The organism is Streptomyces sp. NPDC086777 (assembly GCF_040702065.1).
GTDB lineage: Bacteria > Actinomycetota > Actinomycetes > Streptomycetales > Streptomycetaceae > Streptomyces.
Map to the genome: position 1 here is coordinate 45,067 of NZ_JBFBJI010000043.1, position 24,991 is coordinate 70,057.

Sequence of the window (24,991 nt, forward strand, 5' to 3'; positions counted from 1 at the left end):
GCAACTCCTAGGGCTGGAGGAGGACTAGAGACCGAGACGGCGGGACAGGTCCGACACGAAGACCCCGCGGGGGTCCAGCTCCGCGCGCAGGGCGCGGAAGTCGGCGAGCCGCGGGTACATCGCGGCGAGCAGGTCGGGACGGAGCCGGGCGTCCTTGGCGAGGTAGACACGGCCGCCGGCGCCCGCGACCTCCTCGTCGAGTTCGTCGAGGAAGGTGCCGAGACCGGGCAGCCCGGCCGGGATGTCGAGGGCGAGGGTCCAGCCGGGCACCGGGAAGGAGAGCCAGCCGGGGTCGGCCTCGCCGAAGCGCTTGAGGACGGCCAGGAAGGACGGGCAGCGGCGCTCGGAGATCCGGGCCACGATCCGGTGCAGGGCGGCCTCCTGGCCGTGCCCGACGGCGAACTGGTACTGGACGAAGCCTGCCCGGCCGTAGACGCGGTTCCAGTGCGGGACGCCGTCCAGGGGGTGGAAGAACGCGGAGATGCGCTGGAGCTGGCCGACCCGGGCGCGGGGCGCCTTGCGGTACCAGAGCTCGTTGAAGAGGCCGACGGTGGTGCGGCCGAGCAGGCCGTCGGGGACGAGGGCCGGGGCGGGGGGCAGCTCGCGGGGGCGGAAGGCCAGCGGCGCGCGCCCGGCGCGGCGGTTCCCGGCGAGCGCCTCCCTGGGCGCGTGGTCGCCGCGGGTGAGTACCGCGCGCCCGGTCGCCGCCCCGCGTGCGAGCAGGTCGATCCAGGCGACCGAGTAGCGGTAGCGGTGGTCGGTCCCGGTCAGGCGGGCCATCAGGTCGTCGAGGTCGGCGGCGCGTTCGGTGTCGACGGACATGTACGACGTCTCGACCGGGAGGAGGCGGACGGTCGCCGTGAGGATCACTCCGGTCAGCCCCATGCCGCCGGCCGTCGCGTCGAACAGCGGGGTGCCGCGGCTCACCGTGCGGACCTGGCCGTCGGCGGTGAGGAGTTCGAAGGACAGCACGTGACGGGAGAACGATCCCGAGACATGGTGGTTCTTGCCGTGGATGTCGGCGCCGATCGCGCCGCCCACCGTCACCTGGCGGGTCCCAGGGGTCACCGGGACGAACCAGCCGAGCGGCAGCAGCACCTCCATCAGGCGGTGCAACGAGACCCCGGCGTCGCACAGCACGGTGCCGCCGTCGGCGTCGATGGCGTGAACGCGGTCCAGGCCCGTCATGTCGAGCACGGCACCGCCGGCGTTCTGCGCGGCGTCCCCGTAGGCCCGCCCGAGGCCCCGCGCGATACCGCCGCGCGCCCCGCAGTTCCGGATCGCGTCCGCCGCCTCCTGGTAGGTCCGGGGGCGGATCAGGAGGGCGGCGGTGGGGGCCGTGCGGCCCCAGCCGGTGACGGGGACGGTCTCTGCAGACATACGGCGACCGTAACGCCCGTTATGGGGAATTAGCGCTATTGGCCACGGGAGATCGCCTGACTCCCCGAAACGGGTGATTATCCGAATGTCGCTCAATATGGTCGTAGCTTTGGCGCGATGAAGGTGAACAGTGAGTCCAATGGACGACATGGACCACCGGATCCTCTCCGCACTGCACGCCTGCGGTGCCGATCCACGCGTCGCGTCGGCCGCGCGCGGTCTCTCCCTCGCCGGAGAGCACGGCGCGCTCTGGCTCGCGGCGGGCCTCGCCGGGGCCGCCGTGGACGGCGCGCGGCGCGGCGCCTGGCTGCGCGGCACGGCGCTCGTCGCGGTCGCGCACCTCGGCAGCATCGGCGTCAAACGGGTCGTGCGCCGGGAACGCCCCGGGCACGTCCGGCCGCGGGTGCGCACCGCGGGCCGGCACTCCTTCCCGAGCTCGCACGCCACCTCCGCCGCGGCCGCGGCCGTCGCCTTCGGCGCGCTCGGGGTGCCCGCCCTCGCGCCGCTCGCGGCCGCCATGTGCCTGTCCCGGCTGGTCGTCGGCGTGCACTTCCCGACCGACGTGGCGGCGGGTGCGGCCCTCGGGGCGCTCACCGCCCGCGCCGGGGCGCGCTGGATGAGCGGAGGCGGCCGTGACTGAGACCGCGCACGCCGCCGCGGCGGAGGCCGCCGGAACGGCACCGGCGGAGGGCCGGACGGAGGGCCGGACGGAGAGCCGGACCGAGAGCCGGGCGGAGGGGGCCGCTGAAACGACTCTGCACGGGCAGCGCGCCCACCCCTCCCTGGCCCACGCACCGGCACGCGCGCGTGTCACCCCCGGCGGTCTCCTCACGGGCCTGCTGCGGACCACCCGCCCCAAACAGTGGGTCAAGAACACCCTCGTCGTCGCCGCCCCGGCCGCCGCGGGACGCCTTTTCTCGGTACCCGCGCTCAGCCGCCTCGCCCTGACCTTCGCCCTCTTCACGGCCTGCGCCGCGGCCGTCTACCTGATCAACGACGCCCGGGACGCCGAGGCCGACCGCGCCCACCCCGTCAAGTGCCGCCGCCCGGTCGCCGCGGGCCAGGTCCCGGTCCCCGTCGCCTACGCCGTCGGCGGCCTCCTGGCCGTCCTCGCCCCCCTGCTCGCGGCCCGGCTCACCCCGCCCCTCGTCCCCGTCCTGCTCGCCGCCTACCTGGGCATGCAACTGGCGTACTGCGTCGCCCTGAAGCACGTCCTGGTCGTCGACCTGGTCGTCGTCACCACCGGCTTCCTGATGCGCGCGATGATCGGCGGGGTCGCCCTCGGCATCCCGCTGTCCCGCTGGTTCCTGATCACCACCGGCTTCGGCGCGCTCTTCATGGTGGCGGCCAAGCGCTACTCCGAGGCCGTGCAGATGGCCGGAAAAGCCGGGGCCACGCGCGCGCTGCTCACCGAGTACACCACCGGCTACCTCCGGTTCGTCTGGCAGCTGGCCGCCGGGGTCGCCGTGCTCGCCTACTGCCTGTGGGCGCTCGAGGGCCGCGACGGGCCCGGCGCCGGCCTGCTGCCCTGGCGCCAGCTGTCCATGGTCGCCTTCATCCTGGCGATCCTCCGGTACGCCGTCTTCGCCGACCGCGGCACCGCGGGCGAACCCGAGGACGTCGTCCTGCGCGACCGCGCCCTCGCCCTGATCGGTCTGGCCTGGCTGGCCATGTACGGCCTCGCGGTGGCCCACTGGTGACCGCGCCCGCGCGCGAGCTGATCGGCTTCGCGACCGTCGGCCTGCTCGCCTACGCCGCCGACCTCGGCCTCTTCAGCTGGCTGCGCGGCCCGGCCGCCCTCGACCCGCTCACCGCCAAGTCCCTGTCCTTCGTGGCGGGCTGCACGGTCGCCTACCTCGGCAACGCCTGCGGCACCTACCGCCACGCGCGGGCGACCGGGGCGCGCGCCTACGCTGTCTTCGTCGCGGTGAACCTCGCCGGCGCGCTGGTCCAGCTGCTCTGCCTCGCCGTCAGCCACTACGGACTGGGCCTCACCTCGCAGCGGGCCGACACCGTCTCCGGCGCGGTCGTCGGCATGGCGCTGGCTACGATCCTCCGCTTCTGGGGTACCCGGACATTGGTGTTCCGCGGAGGGGGCAGAGTCGGATCATGGACTGGCTGAGAAGACTTCCCGTCGTCGGCCCCCTGGTGGGCCGGCTGATGACGACACACGCATGGCGGTCGTACGAGCGGCTCGACCGGGTGAAGTGGTCCCGGCTGGCCGCCGCCATGACCTTCATCAGCTTCGTCTCGCTCTTCCCGCTGCTGACCATGAGTGCCGCGATCGGCGCCGCCACGCTGAGCGAGTCGCAGCAGCAGGACCTGCAGAAGAAGATCGCCGACCAGGTGCCCGGCATCTCCGACCAGCTGGACATCCACTCCCTGGTGCAGAACGCCGGCACGGTCGGTCTCATCGCCGGTGCCGTCCTGCTGTTCACCGGCATCAACTGGGTCGGCCAGATGCGGGACTGCCTGCGCGCCGTCTGGCAGCTGCCCGACAAGGACGAGAACCCGATCCTCGCCAAGGCCAAGGACGGCGTCATCCTGATCGGCTTCGGCGGTGCCGTGCTCGTCACGCTCGCCGTCTCCACCATCGCCTCGGCGGCGGTCGGGTGGACGGGCCGGCAGCTCGGCATCGCCGAACACAGCTGGGGCAGCCTGCTCCTGCGAACGGCCGCGTTCCTCGTCGCCGTGACCGCGGACTTCCTGCTCCTCCTCTACGTCCTCACCCTGCTGCCCGGCGTCGAACCGTCGCGCCGCCGCCTGCTGGTCGCGGCCCTGGTCGGCGCGGTCGGCTTCGAACTCCTCAAGCTGCTGCTCAGCGGGTACATCCAGGGCGTCGCCGCGAAGAGCATGTACGGCGCGTTCGGCGTCCCGGTGGCCCTGCTGCTGTGGATCAACTTCACGGCCAAGATCGTCCTGTACTGCGCCGCCTGGACGGCGGAGGAGACCACCGCCGAGTTCAGGGACGACTCCGTCGGCGCACCAGATCCGGCAGCGGCCAACGGCGGTTGACCAGGAACGCGGCGCCCGCCAGCAGCACCAGCGAGCCGCCCGCGATCCCGAGCGCCACCCCGGCCCCGCCGGAGCCGTTCGCGGAGGAGGCGGCCACCGGCTTCGAGCTCGCGCCGGCGTCCTTGCCCACGGCGGTGGCCCGCGGTGCGGGACCGGAGGTCGCGGCCCCCCTGGGCGGCACCAGCTCGCCCACCGGCGTCACCTTGCCGGCCGCCTGGAAACCCCAGTCGAAGAGCTTGGCGGTCTCTTTGTAGACCTCGTTGTGCTCCTTCTTCTCCGGGTTCATCACGGTGACCAGCAGCACCCGGCCGTTCCGCTCGGCGACCCCGGTGAAGGTCGCGCCCGCGTTGGTCGTGTTGCCGTTCTTCACCCCCGCGATGCCCTGGTACACCGGGACGTCGGTGTCGCCGCTCAGCAGCCGGTTGGTGTTCTGGATCTCGAAGGACCCGCGGACCGACTTGCCCTTCGCGTTCTTCGTCGTGTCGCCCGGGAAACTGGCCCGCACGGTCGAGCAGTACTCCCGGAAGTCCTTCTTCTGCAGCCCGGAACGCGCGAACAGCGACAGGTCGTACGCCGACGACACCTGCCCCGGCTGGTCGTACCCGTCCGGACTCACCACGTGGGTGTCCAGGGCCTGCAGCTCGTCCGCGTGGTCCTGCATGTCCCGGACGGTCTGCTCGACGCCGCCGTTCATCGCGGACAGCACGTGCACGGCGTCGTTGCCGGAGCGCAGGAACACCCCGAGCCAGAGGTCGTGGACCGTGTAGGTCTGGCCCTCCTTTATCCCGACCATGCTGGAACCGGCGCCGATGCCCGCGAGGTCGGCCGGCGCCACCGTGTGCGGGGTCGACCTCGGGAACCGGGGCAGCACGGTGTCCGCGAACAGCATCTTCAGGGTGCTCGCCGGGGGCAGCCGCCAGTGCGCGTTGTGCGCGGCGAGCACCTCGCCCGACTCGGCGTCGGAGACGATCCAGGACCGCCCCGTGACGTCCTTCGGCAGCACCGGCACCCCGGCGGCCGGGTTCACCTGGGTACCGGGCTGCCCGAGCCGGGTACCGCCCACCGTCGACATGCCCGCCGGGGGAGTCGCCGACGGGGTCGTGGACGGGGTCGGCGCGGCGAGCGCGGCCGGCGCGGTGGACGACAGGGACAGCAGAGCGGCGGAGGCGACCAGCAGCACGCGGCTGGCCTTCGGCTTCGGAGCGGGCACGGACGAGAACGTACCTGGCGCGGAGGGCGAAGTCCCGTCACCGACTCCACCCCGGAACCGGAACCGGACGGCGGCCGGAGATACTGGACCCATGAAGCTCAGCCGTCCGGTCTCCTGGTTCCTGCTCGCGTTCGGGGTGTGGAGCTGGTTCATCTGGATCACTTTCGTCAAGAACCTCGTCAAGGACGGCAGCGGACTCGCCTTCGACGACGGGCATCCCACGGCGTACTTCTGGATCCACCTGACGCTGGCCGTCGTGTCCTTCGTATTGGGGACGGTCATCGGGGGCATCGGGTTGCGCGGAGTCCGCGCACTGCGCCGTACGTCATAGAAATCAGGACAGGGAAGAGGCACGGCAGGGTGATCATCGTCTTCGGGCTCCTCGCCCTGGCCGTGGTGACGGCCCTGTACTGGTACCTCTGGCGGCGCCTGGTGCGCGACACGACGACCGGGTGGGGCCGGCCCCGCCGCCTGGGCACGGCCCTGTTCGTCATCGGCCCGGTGCTGATGTTCGCGGCCCTGTTCGCCGAGGTCGGCCACGCGCCGTTCGTCCTCCAGCGGGTCCTTGCCTGGCCCGGCTTCCTGTGGATGGTCCTGTCCCTGTACCTGCTGCTGGCGGTGGTGGCGGGGGAGGCGCTGAGACCGCTACTGAGCCGTCTCCTGAAGCGCCGGGACGTTGAGCGCCCCTTCAGGGGCGCGGGGAACCGCGTGCCCAGCCCCCACGACGCGCCACTGTCCCCACCCGCTGAACCACCCCTGAAACAACTCACCCGCACCGAAAGTCCCGTCCTCACCACCCCCACCCCCACCCGCCGCCTCTTCGTCTCCCGCGTCATCGGCGGCGCAGCCGCAACCGCCGCCACGGCCACCGTCGGCCTCGGCACCTACGGCGTCCTCCGCGGCCCCCGTGTGAAACGCGTCACCGTCCCCCTCGCCAAACTCCCCCGCGCCGCCCACGGCTACCGCATCGCCGTCGTGAGCGACATCCACCTCGGCCCCGTCCTCGGCCGCGGCTTCGCGCAGCACGTCGTCGACACGATCAACGCCACCCAGCCCGACCTGATCGCGGTCGTCGGCGACCTCGTCGACGGCAGCGTGCGCGACCTCGGCCCCGCCGCCGCCCCCCTGGCCCAGCTCTCCGCACGCCACGGCAGCTACTTCGTCACCGGCAACCACGAGTACTTCTCCGGCGCCCGGCAGTGGGTCGAGGAGGTCCGCACCCTGGGCCTGCGCCCGCTGGAGAACGCCCGTACCGAACTCGCCCACTTCGACCTCGCCGGGGTGAACGACATCGCAGGCGACAGCACCGGACAGGGCCCCGACTTCGACCGCGCCCTGGCCGGCCGGGACCCGGCCCGCGCCTGCGTGCTCCTCGCCCACCAGCCCGTCCAGATCCACGAGGCCGTCCGTCACCACGTCGACCTCCAGCTCTCCGGCCACACCCACGGCGGCCAGCTCTGGCCCGGCAACTTCATCGCCGCGGCGGCCAACCCGACCGTCGCCGGACTGGACCGTTACGGCGACACCCAGTTGTACGTGTCCCGGGGCGCCGGCGCCTGGGGTCCGCCCACCCGGGTGGGCGCCCCTTCCGACATCACGGTCGTCGAACTCGCGTCGCGGCAGGCCTGACCCGGACCGCCTCGCACTCACTGTGGAAGAGCTGTGAAATCCGGCGGAAACAAGCTATCGGTAAGTTCTTCCTCATCTAGTCAGATCACTCTTCCCCCGCACGAAACTCCTGTGGTTAGGTGAGCCGCGTCACTTAGGGGAGTGGCACCTGTGGAGGGCCTGGGCAGGGCCTGGAACGGACCCGTGCTGGTCCTGGGGAGGGCACCAACCATGCGATCTGTTCGCATGCGGATTCTCGTGACACTTGTCGTTCTGGCGGTCGTGGGGATCGGCGGCTGGCAGCTGCTGCCGTCGCAGGAGAACAAGAACAAGACCATCACCGTCGGCACGACCGACGCCGTCACCTCGCTCGACCCGGCAGGCGCCTACGACGCCGGTTCCTGGGCGTTGTTCAACAACGTCTTCCAGACCCTGCTCACCTTCGAGCCCGGCGGTGTCCAGCCGGTCCCGGACGCGGCGCAGAGCTGTGACTTCTCGGACTCCGGCCTCCGGACGTACCGCTGCGTGGTGCGCGACGGGATCACCTTCCCGAGCGGCCGGGAGATGACCGCCGAGGACGTGAAGTACTCCTTCGACCGGGTCAAGAAGATCAACTCCGATGTCGGCCCGGCCTCCCTGCTCTCGACGCTCCGCTCGGTGAGCGTCTCCGGCAAGGCCGTCACCTTCCACCTGGCGTCCGCGGACGCCACGTTCCCGTTCAAGCTGGCCACCGGCGCCGGCGCGATCGTCGACAAGGACAGGTACCCGGCGGACAGGCTGCGCACCGACAACTCGGTGGACGGCACCGGCCCGTACACCCTGGCGTCGTACACGAAGGACAAGCAGGCGACCCTGCGGCCCAACGGCCGCTACAAGGGCGAGCTGAGCGGCACCGGGCGCCCCGTCGAGCTGCGCTACTACGCCGACTCGGCCAAGCTCGCCGACGCCTACAAGGCCAAGCAGGTCGACGTGGCGACCCGGACGCTGCCGCCCGGCATGGTCTCCAAGCTCTCGCCGAGCGACCCCGACCAGCGCGTCCTGGAGTCGGACAGCTCCGAGACCCGCAACCTGTACCTGAACACCCGCAAGAGCTCGCCCCTGCACGACGTGCTGGTCCGCCGGGCCCTCGCCTGGCTGATCGACCGCGAGCAACTGGCCTCGACGGTGTACTACGGCACGGTGGAGCCGCTGTACTCGCTGATCCCGAGCGGACTCACCGGCCACACCACGTCGTTCTTCGACACCTACCCGACCCAGAGCGTCGCCAAGGCGAAGGCGCTGCTGGCGGAGGCCGGCGTCAGCACGCCCGTCGAGTTCACCTTCGGCTACGGCATCGGCCACGGCGCGGGAGCCGAGGAGGCCGCCGCGCTGAAGAAGCAGCTGGAGGCGGGCGGCCTGTTCAAGGTCGACGTCAAGGGCTACGAGTGGACCGACTTCCAGAAGTCGTGGGCCGAGGGGAAGATGGACGCCTGGGCGGTCGGCTGGGTCGCCGACTACCCCGACCCGGACACCTTCGGCGCCTCCCTGGTCGGCAGCGACTCGGTGATGAGCACCGGCTACAGCAACAAGGCCGTCGACGGCCTCCTCCAGGACAGCCAGCGGTACGCCGACCGCAGCCGTGCCGACCAGGACTTCCGGAACGTCCAGACGGACGTGGCGGACGACGTCCCGTTGATCCCGCTGTGGCAGCGCACCGACTACGTCCTCAGCAGCGAGGACGTGGGCGGGGCCCAGTACCTCACGGACAGCACGGGCGTGTTCCGCCTGTGGAGCCTGAACTGGATCTGACGGGCGTGCCGAGACGCACCGCCTTCCGGCTCCCCCGGCACCCGGCGTCCGTCGGCCCGGCCCGGCACCGGGTCCGGGGCCACCTGGCCGCGTGGGGCCACGGCCCGCACACCCCGGCGGTCTGCGACATCCTGCTCCTCGTCCGTGAACCGGCCACCGACGTCGTCCGCCACGGCCCCCTGCGGCGCCGTCGTGGTTGCTCGCGCAGTTCCTCCCCCGGCCTTCGGCCGGGGGAGGAACTGCGCGACCAGCCACAGCGCACCCGCACCCGCGACTCATAGCGATCGCAACGTCACCGTCACCGCCAGCCCCTCCCCCGGAGAGGTCCGCACGCACACCTCACCCCCATGGGCCTCCACCACCCCCTGCACGATCGCCATCCCCAGCCCGCTCCCCTCCGCGCTCCCCACCCGGAAGAACCGGTCGAAGATCCGCCCGGCGTCCTCCTCGCCGAGCCCCGGCCCCTCGTCGGCCACACACACCCGCACCACCCCGTCCGCCCGCTCCACCCCCAGCCGCACGGCCGCCTCCGCCGGCGTGTGGACCCGCACGTTGGCCATCAGGTTCCCCAGCACCTGCCGCAGCCCCGACTCGTCCGCCCGCACCAGCACCGCCCCGTCGGCCTCCACGGCCACCGGCCGCCCCGGCTGCTGCGCCCGCAGATCCTCCGCGGCGTCCCGCACCAGCCGGCTCACGTCGACGTTCCGGAACCGGATCTCCGGCCGCTGGTCGAGCCGGGCGAGCAGCAGCAGCTCGTCCACGAGGCGGCCCATCCGGTCGACTTCGCCGTGCATCCGGTCCCAGGCCCGCCGCCGCTCCCCGGGCTCCCTCAGCATCCCCTTGTCGTACAGCTGGAGATAGCCGCGGATGGCGGCGAGCGGCGTACGCAGCTCGTGCGAGGCGTCGGCGACGAACCGGCGCAGCTGGGCCGCGCTGCGCTCGCGGGTCCGGTACGCCGTCTCCACCTGGTGCAGCATGGCGTTGAGGGCCAGCCGCAGCTGCTCGACCTCCTCCGTCGGATGCTGGCTGGAGGGCACCCGCCGGGTCAGGTCGCCCTCGGCGATCGCCGACGACGTCTCCACCATGTCCTCCAGCGGCAGCAGCCGTTTCCGCACGCTGTACATGGTCAGGCAGCACAGCAGCGCGAGCAGCAGGGTGCCGACCGCGAAGTCGAGCTTGAGCGCCTTGGCGATCCCCTTGTGCAGCAGCTCGGTCGAGGTGGCCAGCAGGATGCAGGAGCCGTCGGCGAGCCGGGTGGCCGTCACCCGGTAGGAGGCGCCGTGCACGTCGACGTCGCGTGGGTCGGGCGCGTCGGCGAGGGCCCGCGGGTCGGCCACGGCGGCGGCGAGGGAGCGCTGGGCCTCGGTCGGCTTCATGCCGAAGAGGGAGATCGCGTCGCCCCTGGTGTCGATGACCGTGAAGATCGAGTCCGGCGTCGGGTCGGACTCGGCCGGGGTGATCCGGTCGCGGATCACGCCGAGCGCGCCCAGCGAGTCGACCTGCCGCAGGGTCAGCCCCGAACCCCCGAGCGACGTCCGCATCTTGAGCAGCTCGGAGTCGACCTGGTCGAGCAGGTACAGCCGCATGCCCATGATGCTCGCGACGGCCGCCACCACGATGCCGACGGCGAGCAGTCCGACGTTGGCCAGGGTGAGCTTGCCGCGCAGCGAGTGCAGTCCGTGCCGGTGCCGGCGCTTGCCGAGGCTCATGTCAGGCCGTATCCGACGCCCCGCCGGGTGGTGATCACCGGTGCTCCCAAGGCGTCGAGCTTGCGCCGCAGGTAGCTGATGTAGGTCTCCACGACGGTCGACTCGGACGGTATGTGCTCGTACTGCCAGACGTGTCTGAGCAGTTGCTCCTTCGGCACGATCCGGCCGCCGTTGCGCACCAGGAAGCGCAGCAGCGCGTACTCGGTCGGGGTCAGCTCGACCGTGCGGCCGGCGCGGTGCACCGAGTACGTCGTCTCGTCCAGCTCCAGGTCGCCGTAGCGCAGCGGCGGGCGCTGCTGGATGACGTCGGCCGGGCGGGTGCGGCGCAGCACGGCGCCGATCCTCGCCACGACCTCGTCGATGTTGAACGGCTTGGTGATGTAGTCGTCGCCGAAGCCGAGCGCCCCGACTATCTCCGCCGGGGCGTCCCGCGCGGTGAGGAACACCAGCGCCAGGTCGGGCTGCCGGACCCGCAGTTCCCGCGCCAGAGCCCGCCCGTCGCCGTCCGGCAGCATCACGTCGAGCAGGGCCGCGTCCGGCCGGGTGCGCTCGGCCAGCGCGAGGGCCTCCCGGACCGTACCGGCCGTCATCACCTCGAACCGGTGGTAGCGCAGGGCGATGGCGAGGACGTCCGCGATGCTCGGCTCGTCCTCCACGATCAGCACGGTGCTGCCTGGAGCCGTCATGCCCCCAGTATCGGCGCCGCCGCCGACGCCCGGGGGCGCGCAGCTTTGGAGTTCCTTGAGAGTCATGCGCGCCCCGTGTCCCGGTGCGCGGCCCGCTGCCGATCCTGGTGCCCAGGACCTGGGGGACCAACCGACCGAAGTGATCTACTACAAGGAGCTGTTGAGCGTGACGGCATTGGCACGGTGGTGCTATCGGCACCGGCTGGTGGTCCTGTTGCTGTGGGTGGGGGCACTCGTCGGCGTGGGCTTCTCGGCCTCGGCGGCGGGCACGAACTACGCGAACGTGTTCTCCCTCCCCGACACGGACTCCAAGACCGCGTACGACCTGATGCAGAAGGCCTTCCCGAACACCTCCGGTGACACGGACACGGTGGTGTGGAAGGTCGACAGCGGCTCGGTGACGGACCAGGCGGTCAAGGACCGCGTCGGGCCGGCCCTGGACAGGATCGCGAAGCTGCCCGGCGTGGGCGCGGTCACCAGCCCCTACGCCGGCGCCCGCGGGGCGGCGCAGATCAGCAAGGACGGCAGGATCGCCTACGCCCAGCTGACCTTCACCAAGCGGGCGAACGAAATCCCCAAGGAACAGGTGCAGCAGGTCCTCGACACCGCCCAGGGCGCCGAACGGGCCGGTCTCCAGGTGGAGTTGGGCGGCCAGGCGATCCAGCGCGTCCAGGAGCCGCCGCAGGGCCTGTCCGAGATGGTCGGCATCATCGCGGCGGCCGTCGTGCTGTTCCTCGCCTTCGGCTCGTTCTTCGCGATGACCCTGCCCATCGCGATCGCCGTCTTCGGCGTCGGCATGGGCCTGTTCTCCACCCAGCTGCTCAGCCACACCACCGACATCCCCGACATCGCGCCGCTGCTGGCCTCCCTGATCGGCCTCGGCGTCGGCATCGACTACGCCCTGTTCATCGTCACCCGGCACCGGCGCGGCATCCTGCGCGGCATGGATCCCGAGGAGTCCGCGGTCACCGCCCTCAACACCTCGGGCCGGGCGGTGCTGTTCGCGGGCGGCACGGTCTGCATAGCCCTGGCCGGCATGCTGGTCACGAGGCTCCACTTCCTGGACGGCGTGGTCATCGGCACCTCCCTCACGGTCGTGCTGAGCGTCCTCGCGGCCACCACCCTCCTCCCGGCCCTGCTGGGCTTCCTCGGCCCGCGCGTGCTCAGCCGCCGCCAGCGCCGCCGGCTGGCCGCCGAGGGCCCGGAACCGGAGAAGGCGAGCGGCCTCGCGGCCCGCTGGTCGGCGAACGTGGAGAAGCGGCCGCGCCGCATCGCCGCGCTCGCGGTGGTCGTCATGGCCGTGCTGGCCGTCCCGGTCCTCTCGCTCCGCCTCGGCGCCACCGACCAGGGCAACGACGACGCGTCCACGACCACCAGGAAGGCCTACGACCTGCTCGCCGAGGGCTTCGGCCCCGGTTTCAACGGCCCCCTCCAGGTGGTCAGCGTCGGCGGCGACACCGGGAAGCTGGTCCAGGGCCTGCGGTCGACCCCGGGCGTCGCCCAGGTGGCCGAACTGCCCCCGTCCCGGGGCGTCACGGTCATCCAGGTGGTCCCGACCACCTCTCCCCAGTCCAAGGAGACGGACGACCTCATCGACACCCTCCGCGACCGGGTGATCCCGGCGGCGGGCGCGGAGGCCCACGTCGGCGGGGTGACGGCGGTGTCGAAGGACTTCGCCTCCGTCACCGGCGACCGGCTGCCCCTCTTCATCGGGACGATCATCGCCCTGGGCTTCCTGCTGCTCCTGGTCGCCTTCCGCTCCCTGGTCGTCCCGCTGACGGCCGCCGTGATGAACCTGATCGCGGCGGCGGCCTCCTTCGGCGTCCTCGTCGCGGTCTTCCAGTGGGGCTGGGGCCTGGACCTGCTGGGCCTCGGCAAGGAGGGCCCGATCAACGCGTTCCTCCCGGTCATCATGCTCTCCCTGCTCTTCGGCCTCTCGATGGACTACCAGGTGTTCCTGGTGAGCCGGATGCACGAGGAGTGGGTGCACACCAAGGACAACGCGCGGGCGGTCCGGGTCGGCCTCGCGGAGACCAGCCGGGTCATCAACTCCGCCGCCCTGATCATGGTCTGTGTCTTCCTGGCCTTCGTCCTCAGCGGCGATTCGGGCGCGGCGATGGCGGGCGTGGGCCTGGCGGCCGCGGTCGCCCTGGACGCCTTCATCCTGCGTACGGCGCTGGTCCCGGCGGCGATGCACCTGCTGGGCCGCTCCAACTGGTGGCTGCCGGCCTGGCTCGACAAGCGGCTCCCGCACCTGGCGGTGGAACCCCAGGAGCCGGCGGCGGCACCGCAGCCGGCCGCGCCCGGCGGCCCGGCCACGGCGATCCACGGCTTCGTCCGCACCCCGGGCGGCGACCCGGTGGCGGCGGCCTCCGTCACCGTGATGTCCAAGGGCGGCCGCCGACTGGACCGGGTGACCTCGCTGGCGGACGGTTCCTACATCGTGTCGGTGCCGGCACCGGGGGCGTACCTGCTGGCGGTCACGTCGTCGTCGTACGGCTCGAAGGCCCGGCACGTGACGGTGGCGGAGGGGCCGGTGGTGTACGACGTGGAGCTGACCGGGGACGAGGTGGACGCGGTCAACTAGCCGAGCCCCCGGCCCTGCCTCCGGGATCCGGCAGCACCCGCGTCATCCCGGGCAGGAAGTCCGTGAACAGCTCGTGCACTTCGAGCACCAGCGGACGCAGGACGCGGAACCGCGCGAGGGACACGCCTCGCGCGGTCAGCCGGGCCCCCCGCTCGGCCAGCCGGTAGCTCCGCTCCCGTCCCTCGGTCCGGTCGAAGATCCAGTAGAGGACCAGGCCCATCTGCGAGAGCCACATCAACTCGGGGAGCACGTCGCGCAGTTCCGGGGCTACCTTCGTCTTCGCGCCCGCCAGCACCTCGCGGTGCACGCTGATCGCCTCCACGCGCGCGTGCTCGCTCTCCGGGGAGAACGGGCTGAGCGGGCTGTCCGGGTCGGCGGCGTTCTTGAAGAAGTGGACCGCGAACTCGTGGTACGGCCGGGCGATGTCCAGCCACACCTTGAGCACGCCGGCGAGCCGCCTCTCCAGGTCGGTCTCCTTGTCCAGGACCTCGCGGACCGCCACCCGGTGCTCGGCGGCGAGCTGGTCGTAGAAGCCCTGGATCAGGTGTTCCTTGCCGGCGAAGTAGTAGTACGCGTTGCCGACGGAGACCCCGGCCTCCGTGGCGATGGCCCGCATCGTGGTCTTCTCGTAGCCCCGCTCCCGGAACAGCCGCATCGCCGTCTCCAGGATCAGCGCGCGGGTCTGCTCGGACTTGCTCTGGGCTGCGGCCTCGACGGGACCGTCGTTCTTCGCGGACACGGACAGAGCCTAACCAGTGGCGCAGGCGTCGCCGGCACAGCCCGCGGGGTCGTAGATCCACCCGAGACCGGGGTCGTACGTCCACCCGTCCTCGCGCCGGTACACCTTCCCGCCCCACTGCGCGCCCCGCCACCTGGCGGCGGCGAGCACCGCGCCCCGCGCCAGCCGGGCCCCGGCCGGGGTGCTGAGCCGGTGGGCGAGCGGCCGCTGCTCCCGCAGCGCCCAGAGCACGACGATCCAGGCGGCCGTGTCCCGGTAGACCTGCCCCGCGTCGCCGACGACCGTGACCTCGTCGAAGGTGGCCGCGTGGTCGAGGTCCGGGAAGCGGGTGCGGGCCTCGGCCGAACCCGCCGGGACCAGCTCCAGCGGCACCAGTTGCGGCTGCCGCACGAGCCAGTCGCGCAGGTGGGTGCAGAGGGTGCACTCGGCGTCGTAGAGGACGGTGAGCCCGCGGACCGGGACGCGCGCGGCGCCCCGGTCGTCGGTTCCGGTCACGGTGGTCACGCCCCCGCCGCCGGTGCGGTCCAGCCCTGCGGCGGGACCGGCGGGAGCTGCTCCTTCTCCATGACCCCGCGGCGCCTGATCCGGTTGAGCACGTACACGTTGCCCAGGTGCATCACGCCGAGCACCAGCAGCACCACGCCGAGCTTGGAGGACAGCGCCTCGAAGATGCCCCGGGTGTCGTCGATCGTGTCGCTGGTGTGCAGGTAGAGCGCGACGAAGCCGAGGTTCACGAGGTAGAAGCCGACGACCAGGAGGTGGTTGACGGCGTCGGCGAGCTGCTCGTTGCCGTGCAGGACGTCGGAGAGGAAGATCCGCCCGTTGCGGCTGAGCGTGCGGGCCACCCAGATGGTCAGACCGATGCTGACGAGCAGGTAGATGACGTAGGCGATGACTGTGCGGTCCATGCCCCACCCCTTCTTGAACGCGTTCAAAACGCTGACAGGGGTGACTGTAGACCTAGTTTTGAACACGTTCAACTCGGTTGCGGGGTGAGCCCCTTCACCCGCGCCGCGCCAGCTCCGGCCGCTTGCTGTAGTCCGTGAAGCCGATGATGTTCCCCCAGGGGTCGGCGACCTCGACGGTCCAGCCGGTGGCCACCGAGAACGGCTCGTCGAGCACGGCGACCCCGGCCTCCTTGAGCCGCCCGGCGGCGCCCCGCGCGTCCGGCACCTCCAGCCACACGCGCGGCGACGCCCACACCGCCGGCCGGTATCCGAGGCCCTCCTCGGTCCGCAGCAGGATCCCGGGCGTCTCGCCCCCGACCTTCAACAGGGCGATCCCGCCCTCGTCGAACCGGAACCCCACGGTGAACCCGGCCCGCTCGTAGAAGGCGACGGCGGCGGTGAGGTTCCCGACGGGCATCACCACGTTGTCGAACCCGAGCAGTTCGTACGACTCGTCATCTGACATGCGATCACATTAGGAGCGGAGATGACGGTTGCCGGGCGGGCTGACCGTCGGGTCACTCAATGGGCCGAGAAGGGGCCCGTCACGTCGGTACGCTGAGCCCTCGTCGGTGCCGGGCGAGCGAGGGGGCGGGGATGGCTCCGGGAGCGGAAACCTTCCACGGTGAGGCGCGGGCGGCTTTCGCCGAGGTCGCGCGGCGGCTGGGCCTGGACGGGCCGGGCGGCCGGGAAGGGGACCGGCATCTCGCGGTCGCGACCTACGCGGGCGCGGGGGTGATCTACAAGGCGGTCCTCGGCCTGTGGCAGGGCGACGTCGAGATCCACGTCTGCCGCAGGACCGCACTGACCGAGTGCAAGGTCGGCGTCGAGGGGCTGGCCGTCTCGGCGGGCGTCGTGGACCGCCGCGGCCGGGTCTCCTTCGACGCCCGCAGCCTCCGCCGGCTCCGCAGGTCCCTGGCCGGCCAGGTCCGCTACGTCGAACTCGTCCACCCGCTGGTCTCCGGCGACCCGGACGAGGCGCTGTCGCTGATGCGGGCGGCGGGCGCCCGGGAGTGGCGCAGACCGGCGGTGGGGTGAGTCCGGGTACGGCGAAGGCCCCGCTCCCTGTACGGGGAGCGGGGCCTTCGGTGCCCTGGCGGGACCGGGATCAGAAGCGGCGCGTGATCAGCGCTCGCTTCACCTCCTGGATCGCCTTGGTGACCTCGATGCCGCGCGGGCAGGCGTCCGTGCAGTTGAAGGTCGTGCGGCAGCGCCAGACGCCGTCGCGGTCGTTGAGGATCTCCAGGCGCTGCTCGCCCGCCTCGTCACGGCTGTCGAAGATGAAGCGGTGCGCGTTGACGATGGCGGCCGGGCCGAAGTACTGGCCGTCGTTCCAGAAGACCGGGCACGAGGACGTGCAGGCCGCGCAGAGGATGCACTTCGTGGTGTCGTCGAAGCGCTCACGGTCCTCGGCGGACTGCAGGCGCTCGCGCGTGGGCTCGTTCGTGTCCTTCGTGATGAGGAAGGGCATGACGTCCCGGTACGCCTGGAAGAACGGCTCCATGTCGACGACCAGGTCCTTGAGGACCGTCAGGCCCTTGATGGGCTCGACCGTGATCGGCTTCTCGGGGTTGATGTCCTTGATGAGGGTCTTGCAGGCAAGACGGTTCTTGCCGTTGATCCGCATCGCGTCCGAACCGCAGATGCCGTGCGCGCAGGAACGGCGGAAGGTCAGCGTGCCGTCGATGTCCCACTTGATCTTGTGGAGGCCGTCGAGGACGCGCTCCTTCGGGTCGATCTCCAGCTGGAAGTCTTCCCAGACCGCGTCCGCGGAGACCTCCGGGTTGAAGCGGCGGACCCGGAAGGTGACCGTGATGTAGGGGGAGTCGGCGAAACCGGGCTCGGGCTGACCGGCCGCGTCCGCCTTGTCCAGAACGGGGGTTGCCATCAGTACTTACGCTCCATCGGCTGGTAGCGGGTCTGGACGACCGGCTTGTAATCGAGACGGATGGACTCGGCGCCGTCGTCGCCCACCTCGCGGTACGCCATGGTGTGGCGCATGAAGTTGACGTCGTCGCGGTTGGGGTAGTCCTCGCGGTAGTGACCGCCGCGGGACTCCTTGCGGGCCAGCGCGGAGACCGCCATGACCTCGGCGAGGTCGAGCAGGTTGCCGAGCTCGATGGCCTCGAGGAGGTCCGTGTTGAACCGCTTGCCCTTGTCCTGGATCGAGACGTTCCGGTAGCGCTCGCGCAGCTCCGCGATCTTCTCGACCGCCGTCTTGATCGTCTGCTCGGTGCGGAACACCATGACGTTGGCGTCCATGGTGTCCTGCAGCTCGCGGCGGATCGTGGCGACCCGCTCGTTGCCCGTCGAGGAGCGCAGCCGCTCGATCTGGTCGACGACGAACTCGGCCGGGTTCTCCGGGAGGTCCACGTAGTCGTGACCGTGCGCGTACTCGGCGGCCGCGATGCCCGCCCGGCGGCCGAACACGTTGATGTCCAGGAGCGAGTTGGTGCCGAGGCGGTTGGCGCCGTGCACGGAGACGCAGGCGACCTCGCCGGCCGCGTACAGGCCCGGGACGACGGTGGTGTTGTCGATGAGGACCTCACCCTCGACGTTGGTCGGGATGCCGCCCATGGCGTAGTGCGCGGTGGGCTGGATCGGGATCGGGTCCGTGTACGGCTCGATGCCCAGGTAGGTGCGCGCGAACTCGGTGATGTCCGGGAGCTTCGCGTCCAGCTGCTCCGGCGGGAGATGGGTGAGGTCGAGGTAGACGTGGTCGCCCTCGGGACCGCAGCCGCGGCCCTCCCGGATCTCCGTGTAGATGGAGCGGGAGACGACGTCACGGGAGGCGAGGTCCTTCATGACCGGCGCGTACTTCTCCATGAAGCGCTCGCCGTCCTTGTTGCGGAGGATGCCGCCCTCACCGCGGGCGCCCTCCGTCAGCAGGATGCCCATCCGCCAGATGCCGGTCGGGTGGAACTGGAAGAACTCCATGTCCTCCAGCGGCAGCCCGCGGCGGTAGACGGCCGCCTGGCCGTCACCGGTGAGCGTGTGCGCGTTGGACGTCACCCGGAAGAACTTGCCGGTGCCGCCGGAGGCGTAGATGACCGCCTTCGCCTGGAAGACGTGGATCTCACCGGTGGCCAGCTCGTATGCCACCACGCCGGACGACTTCTTGACGCCGTCGACCTCGGTGATCAGCTGGTCCAGGACGTAGAACTCGTTGAAGAACTCCACGCCCTCCTTCACGCAGTTCTGGTACAGCGTCTGGAGGATCATGTGGCCGGTGCGGTCGGCCGCGTAGCAGGACCGGCGGACCGGGGCCTCGCCGTGGTTGCGGGAGTGACCGCCGAACCGGCGCTGGTCGATCGTCCCGTTGGGCGTCCGGTTGAACGGCAGGCCCATCTTCTCCAGGTCGAGGACGGCGTCGATGGCCTCCTTCGCCAGGATCTCGGCGGCGTCCTGGTCGACCAGGTAGTCACCGCCCTTGACCGTGTCGAAGGTGTGCCACTCCCAGTTGTCCTCCTCCACGTTGGCGAGCGCGGCGGCCATGCCGCCCTGCGCGGCGCCCGTGTGGGAGCGGGTGGGGTAGAGCTTGGTCAGGACCGCGGTGCGGCTGCGCTTCGTCGACTCGATGGCCGCGCGCATGCCCGCGCCGCCGGCGCCGACGATGACGGTGTCGTACTTGTGGATCTTCATGATTCTCGCAGCCCCGTGCCTAGCGGATGTTCGGGTCGAAGGTGAAGATCACCAGCGAGCCCAGCAGGATGGTGAACACCGTGGCCGTGTAGAGCAGGCCCTTCAGCCACAGCCGGGTGTTCGCGCGCTCCGCGTAGTCGTTGATGATCGTGCGCAGGCCGTTCGCGCCGTGCAGCATCGCGAGCCACAGCATCAGCAGGTCCCAGACCTGCCAGAAGGGGCTCGCCCAGCGGCCGGCCACGAACGCGAAGCCGATCTTCGACACACCGCCGTCGAGCACCAGCTGGATCAGCAGGTGGCCGAGGACCAGGACGACCAGCACGACGCCGGACAGGCGCATGAACAGCCAGGCGGCCATCTCGAAGTTGCCGCGGGTGGAGCGCGGGGTCTTCTTGGTGCGCTTGCGCGGGGCCTCGATGAGGGGGGCCGGGTTGTCGACGTTGAAGAGGGGGGCGCCCTCGACGGGGCCGACGCCGGCGGGGGTTTCAGTGGTCGACATCTGCGTCAGCTCCCGAACAGGACACGAGCGGCGTGGCCGAGAACGGGGTAAATGGCCCCGGCCATCAGGACGACCCAGACACCGACGACCGTCCAGAGCATCTGCTTCTGGTAGCGCGGGCCCTTCGACCAGAAGTCGACGGCGATCACGCGCAGGCCGTTGAGGGCGTGGAAGAGGATGGCGGCCACCAGGCCGTACTCCAGCAGTGCGACGATCGGCGTCTTGTACGTGGCTACGACCTTGTCGTAGTCCTCGGGGGAGACGCGGACGAGAGCGGTGTCCAGCACGTGAACGAACAGGAAGAAGAAAATGAGGACGCCGGTGACTCGGTGAGCCACCCAGGACCACATTCCTTCCCGGCCGCGGTACAGCGTTCCAGCCGGCACGGAAGTCCCTCCGGGAGCGGGGTATCGGGGCCGCGCCGGCTTGTGGGTGTCGGTCGGGCCCGGCCGGGTACGGTCCACCGGCCCCCAGCATCGTAGCGATGCGCTGCCGCTGGGCTTACGCCGGGCCTACCGGTGTGATCAAAGTGGCACGCGTATGGGTTAGCCGGGCGGAGTCCGGGGTGGGTTGTCCTGTTATTTGCCGGGTGCGGGAGCGTTGGGGCTGGCCGCGCCCCGCGGCGGAGCCGCTGACGGATGCCGCCCCGCGCCTCCGAGCGTCTCCACCAGGCGTCCTTGTGCAAGGCGCCGGAGCTGCTCCACGGACATCACCCGCTCGTCCTCCGGATCGTTCTCCGAACGTGAGTAAATGCCCTCCAGGACGCGATCCAGGCGCTCCTCGGGCCGGGTGTCACCCAGGTAGATCACGAACACGTGTCCGAACTTGGCCTCGTAGGCCGCGTGGGCCGCCGTCAGGGCCGTGTGGGCCGCCGAGTACGTGCCCTCGGGCAGCTCCGGGAGGGACTCGCCCGCCAGCGCCTCCGACAGGTCGCCCGGTGCCAGGTCGTACGCCGCTTCGTCAGCCGCCGCAAGGAGGGACTCCACGTCGGGGTAGGGGCGGTGGTCGGAGACGCGGCGGGCCCAGCGCGGGCTGCGCAGGCAATGCAGGAGCAGCGCGCCTGCCTCGTCGTCGGGGGCGGCGTTGAAGGCGTCCAGCCGGGTGGGGAGATGGGGCAGGCGGTGGGCGGGCAGCGTAGGTCCTCGCGTCACATGCGGTGTGGCAGGGGTGGCAGGGGATGCTGTGAGAGATGTGTCGTCGACGTTATCGAGGACGTCCATGGCGTGTCGGTTGGTTGCCTGAATTTCACCCGAACGGGAGAGTTTCAGATTGCGTCGATGACGGCTGTGCGGCGGGTGCGTCGTAAGTTGTAGCCGTGAGCCAGCACAGGCGCAGGCCGTCGACACGGCAGGGCGCGCGAAAGCGGGCGGTGGTGGTCGCCGCCGCCTTCGCGGGGACCGTCGCGCTCGGCACGGTCATCGGCGTGTGGGCCTCCTCGGGCGGCGACGGCGGGAACACCGCCGGAGCGTCCCGGCAGCCCTCCGGAGGCGACCGGTCGGCCTCGGCCGGGGCGGCCACCCCCACCCCATCCCGCAGCTACCCCCTCTCCCAGGCGCCCCGCACCATCCCCGCCGTCCGTTCCCACACCGCCGCCCGCGGCCCCGGCTGGCGCCCGCAGCGGGGCGGCCGGGTCGTGGTGAGCGACGCCGCGCTGGCCGACGAGGGGCGGCTGACCGCGGGCGAGCTCGGGCTGTCGTACGCCGGGCAGAAGGGGGCGAACGACGACGTACGGCCGGGCGACCTGCGGCTCGACCTCGGCGGCAGCGGGGACCCGGAGTCGTACACGATGACCGTGCGCGGCGGGTCGGTCCGGATCAGCGGGCCCGGGGACGCCGGCGTCTTCTACGGCACCCGGACCCTCAAGCAGGAAGTGCACGGCGGCGGTACCGCCCCGGAGGGGGTGGTGCGGGACCAGCCGGCCAAGCCGCAGCGCGGCTTCATGCTGGACATCGCGCGCAAGCCGTTCACCGCCGCCTGGATAGAGGCCCGGATACGGGAACTCGGCGACCTGAAGTTCAACGAGCTCGGGCTGCACTTCTCCGACGACCAGGGCTTCCGGATCGAGTCCGACACCCACCCGGAGATCGTCTCCCGGGACCACCTGACCAAGGCCCAGGTGCGGGAGATCGTCGCGCTCGCCGCCGCCCGGCACATCCAGGTCGTACCGGAGATCGACTCGCCCGGACACCTCGGCGCCGTCCTCGCCGCCCACCCGGAGCTGCAGCTGCGCAACGCGCAGGGCGTCGCCACCAGGGGCGCCGTCGACATCTCCCAGGACGCCTCGGCGAAGATCGTCGACGACCTGCTCGACGAGTACGCCGACCTGTTCCCCGGCTCCTACTGGAACCTCGGCGGCGACGAGTACCAGGCCCTGACGGTCGCCGACCCGCAGGCCTCCTACCCGCAGCTCGCGGCCGCCGCCCGGGAGGCGTACGGGGACTCGGGTACCGTCGCCGACCTCACCACGGGCTGGCTGAACGACCGCGCCGACACCGTCCGCGCCCACGAACGCACCATGCGGGCCTGGAACGACGGCTTCCTCCGGGGCACCTCCGTACAGCCCGCCGACGACCTCCAGGTCGCCTACTGGACCGGCAAGGAGAACGGCGCCCGGCAGCCCGTGGAGTACCTGAGGGCGGGCCGCAAGGTCCTCAACTACAACGACGAGTACCTGTACTACGTCCTCGGGCAGCCCAACACCTTCGTCTATCCGACCGGTCAGCGCATCTACGAGCAGTGGATCCCGCGCATGCTGCGCGGCACCTCGGCCGTGGCCGCGCGGTACGAACCCCAGGTCCTCGGCGGCTCCTTCGCGGTCTGGTGCGACCTGGCCGGCGCCCAGACCCAGGACCAGGTGGCGGCCGGCATCAGGATGCCGCTGCGGGCCACCATCGAGAAGCTCTGGGACCCCGAGACCACCCCGGCGATGTCCTGGACGGACTTCAAGGCGCTCGCGAACAGACTGGGCTGACACGGAATCATGGTGGACGTACGGCGGTGACGGGCCGTATGTTCCGCATTCCGCGCGGGCCGGGGGAGGGCTCCGTGCCCAGCCGCGTCCCGGGGGAACCGTCTTGATCTGCGCCCGCTGCCACCACTTCGCCGCCGCGCCCGGCGCCACCCTGTGCCACCGCTGCCTCGGCGACCCGCCCGGGCCGGTCCCGGCCTTCGGCGGCACGCCGGGGCGGTGGCTGCGCTCGCCCGTCGGCCTCGGCTGGGCGGCTGCCGTGCTGCTCGGTGCGGTCGTCGTCGCCGACCTGTTCGCCGTCTGGGCGGACTTCCTGCAGTACGGCGCCACGGGCGCGCCGGCCGACGGCGAGACCGGCGCCGCCGCGTTCCGCCGGGCCGACCGCGCCGACGAACTGCTGGGCCTCGCCGCCGGGGCCCAGGCCGTCTCGCTGGTCGCCTGCGCGGTCGTCTACCTGTGCTGGTTCCAGCGGGTGCGGGCCAACGCGCAGGTCTTCGACCCGCTCGGGCACCGCAAGTCGCCGGGCTGGGCGATCGGCGGCTGGTTCGTGCCGGTCGTGAACCTCTGGTACCCGCGCCGGATCACCCTCGACATCTGGGACGCCAGCAGCCCCAGGGGCACGACCCGTTCGCACACCCTGGTCAACACCTGGTGGGCACTGTGGCTGGGCTCCCTGTTCGCCGACCGCGCCGCGGCGGCCGGCCATGGCGACGACGCCGCGGGCGCCGCCCAGGTCCACGACGGCGCCCTGCGGATGATCCTCTCGGACTCCCTCGACATCGCCGCCGCCGTCCTCGCGATCCTCCTCGTGCTCCGGCTGACCCGCATGCAGCACGAGAAGGCGATGGCGGGCGCCGCTCCGGCCGGGCACTGAGCCGCCGCCGTACCCCCACCGTTGGCCGAAAACCCTTTCTCCGAACTCCTTCGCATCCTGGGTGTCCCACCTGTGTGACACTGCCGTACCGTCGCACGCAGTTAGGGAAAGTACGAGCTCCGTGCAAGTGGGGCCTTGGTATGTACCGTTTCTGGGAGGCGTGGGATGAGCCTGGTGGAGCTGATCGCTCAGGCCGATGAGCGCGGACTGGCCGCCAGCGGGCTGGCTTGTTTGGATCGGTGCGTACCGCTGCTCGGCGGGGACGACCTGGTGCTGCGCCCGCTGTGGGCGAGCCTCGCCGACGGCTCCGACTGGAGCGCGGGACTGGAGAAGGCGCGCGGCTCGCTCGCCTTCGGCGAGGAGACCGGCGGCGGGGCGGGCGGCGGGGCCGACGAGGCCGAGACGCTCGCCCGGCGGATGCTCGACGCCGCGCCCGTGTCGCAGGAGGCCGCCGGCGTCCGCCGGTGGGCCGACGCCTGTTCCGTCGCCTCGCTGCAGATCCACCGGCTCCTCGACCCCGCCGAGGACGCGGCGCCCTCCGTCGACACCCGCCGCGAGGGCGGCACCGAGGGCATGTCCCCGCTGGTCGCCGCCGAACTGCGGCGCCAGGTCACGGTGCTGGAACTGCTCGCCGGGCACGGCACCGCCGGACTGCGCCGCGCGCTGGACGTCTCCACCGAGGGCCGCCGGGTGCTGCGCGCGGTGGTGTCGCGCCGGGCTCGCGGTCTCGGGTGAACCATTGGTGAGGGCGGTGCGCGGGTCCTGCGCCGGTTGCGGGAACACCCCCGGATCCGGGTGACGAAACCGTCGGCCACCTCGCTCTTCCTTGTGTGACAGCCCACTACGTGACACCCCGCCATGGGACCGCGCAGCAGCAGACCAGGCCGCACGCCGCCGCCAGACCGGCCCGGTGGGCCGCGGACGCGGTCGCCATGATGCGCGAGGGCGCCCGCGTCCGGCTCGACTACTCGGCACAGAGCCTGTGGCGGGTCGACCGGGTGATCGAGGAGATACGCCGGGAGGGCGTGCCCTACGACGCCGTGCGGGAGACACTGCGCGGCCTCGGGGCCTACGCCGGTGAGGTGATCGTCCGTCACACCGGCGCCGAGTGGTGGGCGTCGGGCGGCGAGCACTGGATCCGCACCCCCGACGGCCGGCTCTGGGACCCCGTCGACGAGGCCCGGCGCTGCTACGGCGGCCACGGCTCGCTCCGGCTGCTGTGCCGGGACGCCCTGGGGTAGTCCGGCGGAGGGGGCCGGGGGCGCGCGGGGCTCGGCAAAAACACCGTAATAAGAGACGCGGGCGTTCCCAACTTGCCGCTGGGGGAGCACGATTGGTC

General features: G+C 71.6%; 27 protein-coding genes. 14 read left to right on the forward strand and 13 right to left on the reverse strand.

Annotated features, from left to right (window positions below; translation table 11 throughout):
- Nucleotides 1–24: 24 nt before the first annotated feature.
- Nucleotides 25–1,380, reverse strand: coding sequence for an FAD-binding oxidoreductase (locus tag AB0472_RS38710; protein ID WP_366363832.1), 1,356 nt, complete (start codon nt 1,378–1,380; stop codon nt 25–27).
- A gap of 139 nt (nt 1,381–1,519) precedes the next feature.
- Here AB0472_RS38710 and AB0472_RS38715 point away from each other — a divergent pair, with 139 nt between their 5' ends.
- The 4 genes from AB0472_RS38715 (at nt 1,520) to AB0472_RS38730 (ending at nt 4,395) form a co-directional block, all read left to right on the forward strand.
- Nucleotides 1,520–2,020, forward strand: coding sequence for a phosphatase PAP2 family protein (locus AB0472_RS38715; protein ID WP_366363833.1), 501 nt, complete (start codon nt 1,520–1,522; stop codon nt 2,018–2,020).
- A gap of 142 nt (nt 2,021–2,162) precedes the next feature.
- Nucleotides 2,163–3,080, forward strand: coding sequence for a decaprenyl-phosphate phosphoribosyltransferase (locus tag AB0472_RS38720; RefSeq protein WP_366363882.1), 918 nt, complete (start codon nt 2,163–2,165; stop codon nt 3,078–3,080).
- Nucleotides 3,077–3,502: a GtrA family protein gene (locus AB0472_RS38725; RefSeq protein WP_366363835.1), complete on the forward strand. Its 426-nt coding sequence runs from the start codon at nt 3,077–3,079 to the stop codon at nt 3,500–3,502. Before AB0472_RS38720 ends, AB0472_RS38725 begins: the two co-directional genes overlap by 4 nt.
- Nucleotides 3,490–4,395: a YihY/virulence factor BrkB family protein gene (locus AB0472_RS38730; RefSeq protein ID WP_366363837.1), complete on the forward strand. Its 906-nt coding sequence runs from the start codon at nt 3,490–3,492 to the stop codon at nt 4,393–4,395. The genes AB0472_RS38725 and AB0472_RS38730 overlap by 13 nt, the downstream gene beginning before the upstream one ends.
- On the opposite strand, the gene AB0472_RS38735 is transcribed toward AB0472_RS38730, so the two are convergent.
- A complete protein-coding gene (locus AB0472_RS38735; RefSeq protein ID WP_366363839.1) occupies nt 4,343–5,605 on the reverse strand; it encodes a D-alanyl-D-alanine carboxypeptidase in 1,263 nt (420 codons plus the stop codon). The two genes, AB0472_RS38730 and AB0472_RS38735, sit on opposite strands and share 53 nt — an antisense overlap.
- Nucleotides 5,606–5,696: 91 nt before the next feature.
- Between AB0472_RS38735 and AB0472_RS38740 the strand changes: the two genes are divergently transcribed.
- The 4 genes from AB0472_RS38740 to AB0472_RS38755 all read left to right on the forward strand — a co-directional run bounded on the left by AB0472_RS38740 (nt 5,697) and on the right by AB0472_RS38755 (nt 9,282).
- Nucleotides 5,697–5,936 (forward strand): hypothetical protein, encoded by a 240-nt coding sequence (locus tag AB0472_RS38740; protein ID WP_362592205.1) that lies wholly within the window; start codon nt 5,697–5,699, stop codon nt 5,934–5,936.
- 29 nt (nt 5,937–5,965) lie between these two features.
- On the forward strand, nt 5,966–7,234 hold the full coding sequence (locus AB0472_RS38745; protein WP_366363841.1) for a metallophosphoesterase: 1,269 nt from the start codon (nt 5,966–5,968) through the stop codon (nt 7,232–7,234).
- A 210-nt stretch (nt 7,235–7,444) separates the two neighbouring features.
- Entirely contained in the window at nt 7,445–9,001 is a 1,557-nt protein-coding gene (locus tag AB0472_RS38750) for an ABC transporter substrate-binding protein (RefSeq protein ID WP_366363843.1), read from the forward strand.
- A 5-nt stretch (nt 9,002–9,006) separates the two neighbouring features.
- The gene (locus AB0472_RS38755) at nt 9,007–9,282 is read left to right on the forward strand and encodes a hypothetical protein (RefSeq protein ID WP_366363845.1); all 276 of its coding nucleotides are present in this window, start codon (nt 9,007–9,009) and stop codon (nt 9,280–9,282) included.
- On the opposite strand, the gene AB0472_RS38760 is transcribed toward AB0472_RS38755, so the two are convergent.
- Nucleotides 9,277–10,710 (reverse strand): HAMP domain-containing sensor histidine kinase, encoded by a 1,434-nt coding sequence (locus AB0472_RS38760; protein ID WP_366363847.1) that lies wholly within the window; start codon nt 10,708–10,710, stop codon nt 9,277–9,279. The genes AB0472_RS38755 and AB0472_RS38760 overlap by 6 nt on opposite strands.
- On the reverse strand, nt 10,707–11,396 hold the full coding sequence (locus tag AB0472_RS38765) for a response regulator transcription factor (protein ID WP_366363849.1): 690 nt from the start codon (nt 11,394–11,396) through the stop codon (nt 10,707–10,709). The genes AB0472_RS38760 and AB0472_RS38765 overlap by 4 nt, the downstream gene beginning before the upstream one ends.
- A 175-nt stretch (nt 11,397–11,571) precedes the next feature.
- Here AB0472_RS38765 and AB0472_RS38770 point away from each other — a divergent pair, with 175 nt between their 5' ends.
- Nucleotides 11,572–13,983 carry an MMPL family transporter gene (locus AB0472_RS38770; RefSeq protein WP_366363884.1) on the forward strand — a complete coding sequence of 804 codons (2,412 nt, stop codon included), beginning with the start codon at nt 11,572–11,574 and terminating at the stop codon, nt 13,981–13,983.
- Here the strand turns inward: AB0472_RS38770 and AB0472_RS38775 are convergent.
- The 4 genes from AB0472_RS38775 to AB0472_RS38790 all read right to left on the reverse strand — a co-directional run bounded on the left by AB0472_RS38775 (nt 13,976) and on the right by AB0472_RS38790 (nt 16,135).
- Nucleotides 13,976–14,722: a TetR family transcriptional regulator gene (locus tag AB0472_RS38775; RefSeq protein ID WP_366363851.1), complete on the reverse strand. Its 747-nt coding sequence runs from the start codon at nt 14,720–14,722 to the stop codon at nt 13,976–13,978. The two genes, AB0472_RS38770 and AB0472_RS38775, sit on opposite strands and share 8 nt — an antisense overlap.
- A 9-nt stretch (nt 14,723–14,731) precedes the next feature.
- Complete coding sequence (locus AB0472_RS38780) at nt 14,732–15,226, reverse strand: DCC1-like thiol-disulfide oxidoreductase family protein (RefSeq protein ID WP_366363852.1); 495 nt, start codon at nt 15,224–15,226, stop codon at nt 14,732–14,734.
- Entirely contained in the window at nt 15,223–15,630 is a 408-nt protein-coding gene (locus tag AB0472_RS38785) for a hypothetical protein (RefSeq protein ID WP_351957729.1), read from the reverse strand. The genes AB0472_RS38780 and AB0472_RS38785 overlap by 4 nt, the downstream gene beginning before the upstream one ends.
- 94 nt (nt 15,631–15,724) lie before the next feature.
- Nucleotides 15,725–16,135, reverse strand: a complete 411-nt coding sequence (locus AB0472_RS38790; protein WP_366363853.1) for a VOC family protein — start codon at nt 16,133–16,135, stop codon at nt 15,725–15,727.
- Between the two features lie 131 nt (nt 16,136–16,266).
- Here AB0472_RS38790 and AB0472_RS38795 point away from each other — a divergent pair, with 131 nt between their 5' ends.
- Complete coding sequence (locus tag AB0472_RS38795; protein WP_366363854.1) at nt 16,267–16,707, forward strand: hypothetical protein; 441 nt, start codon at nt 16,267–16,269, stop codon at nt 16,705–16,707.
- A 70-nt stretch (nt 16,708–16,777) separates the two neighbouring features.
- Here the strand turns inward: AB0472_RS38795 and AB0472_RS38800 are convergent, their stop codons facing one another.
- The 5 genes from AB0472_RS38800 to AB0472_RS38820 form a co-directional block, all read right to left on the reverse strand.
- Nucleotides 16,778–17,557, reverse strand: coding sequence for a succinate dehydrogenase iron-sulfur subunit (locus AB0472_RS38800; RefSeq protein WP_366363855.1), 780 nt, complete (start codon nt 17,555–17,557; stop codon nt 16,778–16,780).
- Nucleotides 17,557–19,311, reverse strand: a complete 1,755-nt coding sequence (gene sdhA / locus AB0472_RS38805; RefSeq protein WP_366363856.1) for a succinate dehydrogenase flavoprotein subunit — start codon at nt 19,309–19,311, stop codon at nt 17,557–17,559. Before sdhA ends, AB0472_RS38800 begins: the two co-directional genes overlap by 1 nt.
- 19 nt (nt 19,312–19,330) lie before the next feature.
- Nucleotides 19,331–19,810: a succinate dehydrogenase hydrophobic membrane anchor subunit gene (locus AB0472_RS38810; RefSeq protein ID WP_352354818.1), complete on the reverse strand. Its 480-nt coding sequence runs from the start codon at nt 19,808–19,810 to the stop codon at nt 19,331–19,333.
- 5 nt (nt 19,811–19,815) lie between these two features.
- Nucleotides 19,816–20,196: a succinate dehydrogenase, cytochrome b556 subunit gene (sdhC, locus tag AB0472_RS38815; RefSeq protein WP_043406142.1), complete on the reverse strand. Its 381-nt coding sequence runs from the start codon at nt 20,194–20,196 to the stop codon at nt 19,816–19,818.
- A 192-nt stretch (nt 20,197–20,388) separates the two neighbouring features.
- Nucleotides 20,389–20,961 (reverse strand): 2-oxo-4-hydroxy-4-carboxy-5-ureidoimidazoline decarboxylase, encoded by a 573-nt coding sequence (locus AB0472_RS38820; protein ID WP_366363857.1) that lies wholly within the window; start codon nt 20,959–20,961, stop codon nt 20,389–20,391.
- A 164-nt stretch (nt 20,962–21,125) separates the two neighbouring features.
- On the opposite strand from AB0472_RS38820, the gene AB0472_RS38825 reads away from it, so the two are divergent.
- The 4 genes from AB0472_RS38825 (at nt 21,126) to AB0472_RS38840 (ending at nt 24,893) form a co-directional block, all read left to right on the forward strand.
- Nucleotides 21,126–22,781 (forward strand): glycoside hydrolase family 20 protein, encoded by a 1,656-nt coding sequence (locus tag AB0472_RS38825; RefSeq protein WP_366363859.1) that lies wholly within the window; start codon nt 21,126–21,128, stop codon nt 22,779–22,781.
- Nucleotides 22,782–22,884: 103 nt separating this feature from the next.
- The gene (locus AB0472_RS38830; RefSeq protein WP_366363861.1) at nt 22,885–23,652 is read left to right on the forward strand and encodes a DUF4328 domain-containing protein; all 768 of its coding nucleotides are present in this window, start codon (nt 22,885–22,887) and stop codon (nt 23,650–23,652) included.
- Between the two features lie 165 nt (nt 23,653–23,817).
- The gene (locus AB0472_RS38835) at nt 23,818–24,387 is read left to right on the forward strand and encodes a hypothetical protein (RefSeq protein ID WP_366363863.1); all 570 of its coding nucleotides are present in this window, start codon (nt 23,818–23,820) and stop codon (nt 24,385–24,387) included.
- Between the two features lie 110 nt (nt 24,388–24,497).
- Nucleotides 24,498–24,893 carry a hypothetical protein gene (locus tag AB0472_RS38840; protein WP_366363865.1) on the forward strand — a complete coding sequence of 132 codons (396 nt, stop codon included), beginning with the start codon at nt 24,498–24,500 and terminating at the stop codon, nt 24,891–24,893.
- The last annotated feature ends 98 nt before the right edge of the window (nt 24,894–24,991 follow it).

Excerpts from the sequence above, each read along its gene's own strand:
- AB0472_RS38710 (WP_366363832.1), bottom strand. The coding sequence starts at position 1,380 with ATGTCTGCAGAGACCGTCCCCGTCACCGGCTGGGGCCGCACGGCCCCC.
- AB0472_RS38715 (WP_366363833.1), top strand. The coding sequence starts at position 1,520 with ATGGACGACATGGACCACCGGATCCTCTCCGCACTGCACGCCTGCGGT.
- AB0472_RS38730 (WP_366363837.1), top strand. The coding sequence starts at position 3,490 with ATGGACTGGCTGAGAAGACTTCCCGTCGTCGGCCCCCTGGTGGGCCGG.
- AB0472_RS38740 (WP_362592205.1), top strand. The coding sequence starts at position 5,697 with ATGAAGCTCAGCCGTCCGGTCTCCTGGTTCCTGCTCGCGTTCGGGGTG.
- AB0472_RS38750 (WP_366363843.1), top strand. The coding sequence starts at position 7,445 with ATGCGATCTGTTCGCATGCGGATTCTCGTGACACTTGTCGTTCTGGCG.
- AB0472_RS38760 (WP_366363847.1), bottom strand. The coding sequence starts at position 10,710 with ATGAGCCTCGGCAAGCGCCGGCACCGGCACGGACTGCACTCGCTGCGC.
- AB0472_RS38765 (WP_366363849.1), bottom strand. The coding sequence starts at position 11,396 with ATGACGGCTCCAGGCAGCACCGTGCTGATCGTGGAGGACGAGCCGAGC.
- AB0472_RS38785 (WP_351957729.1), bottom strand. The coding sequence starts at position 15,630 with ATGGACCGCACAGTCATCGCCTACGTCATCTACCTGCTCGTCAGCATC.
- AB0472_RS38790 (WP_366363853.1), bottom strand. The coding sequence starts at position 16,135 with ATGTCAGATGACGAGTCGTACGAACTGCTCGGGTTCGACAACGTGGTG.
- AB0472_RS38795 (WP_366363854.1), top strand. The coding sequence starts at position 16,267 with ATGGCTCCGGGAGCGGAAACCTTCCACGGTGAGGCGCGGGCGGCTTTC.
- AB0472_RS38800 (WP_366363855.1), bottom strand. The coding sequence starts at position 17,557 with ATGGCAACCCCCGTTCTGGACAAGGCGGACGCGGCCGGTCAGCCCGAG.
- sdhA (WP_366363856.1), bottom strand. The coding sequence starts at position 19,311 with ATGAAGATCCACAAGTACGACACCGTCATCGTCGGCGCCGGCGGCGCG.
- AB0472_RS38810 (WP_352354818.1), bottom strand. The coding sequence starts at position 19,810 with ATGTCGACCACTGAAACCCCCGCCGGCGTCGGCCCCGTCGAGGGCGCC.
- AB0472_RS38835 (WP_366363863.1), top strand. The coding sequence starts at position 23,818 with ATGAGCCTGGTGGAGCTGATCGCTCAGGCCGATGAGCGCGGACTGGCC.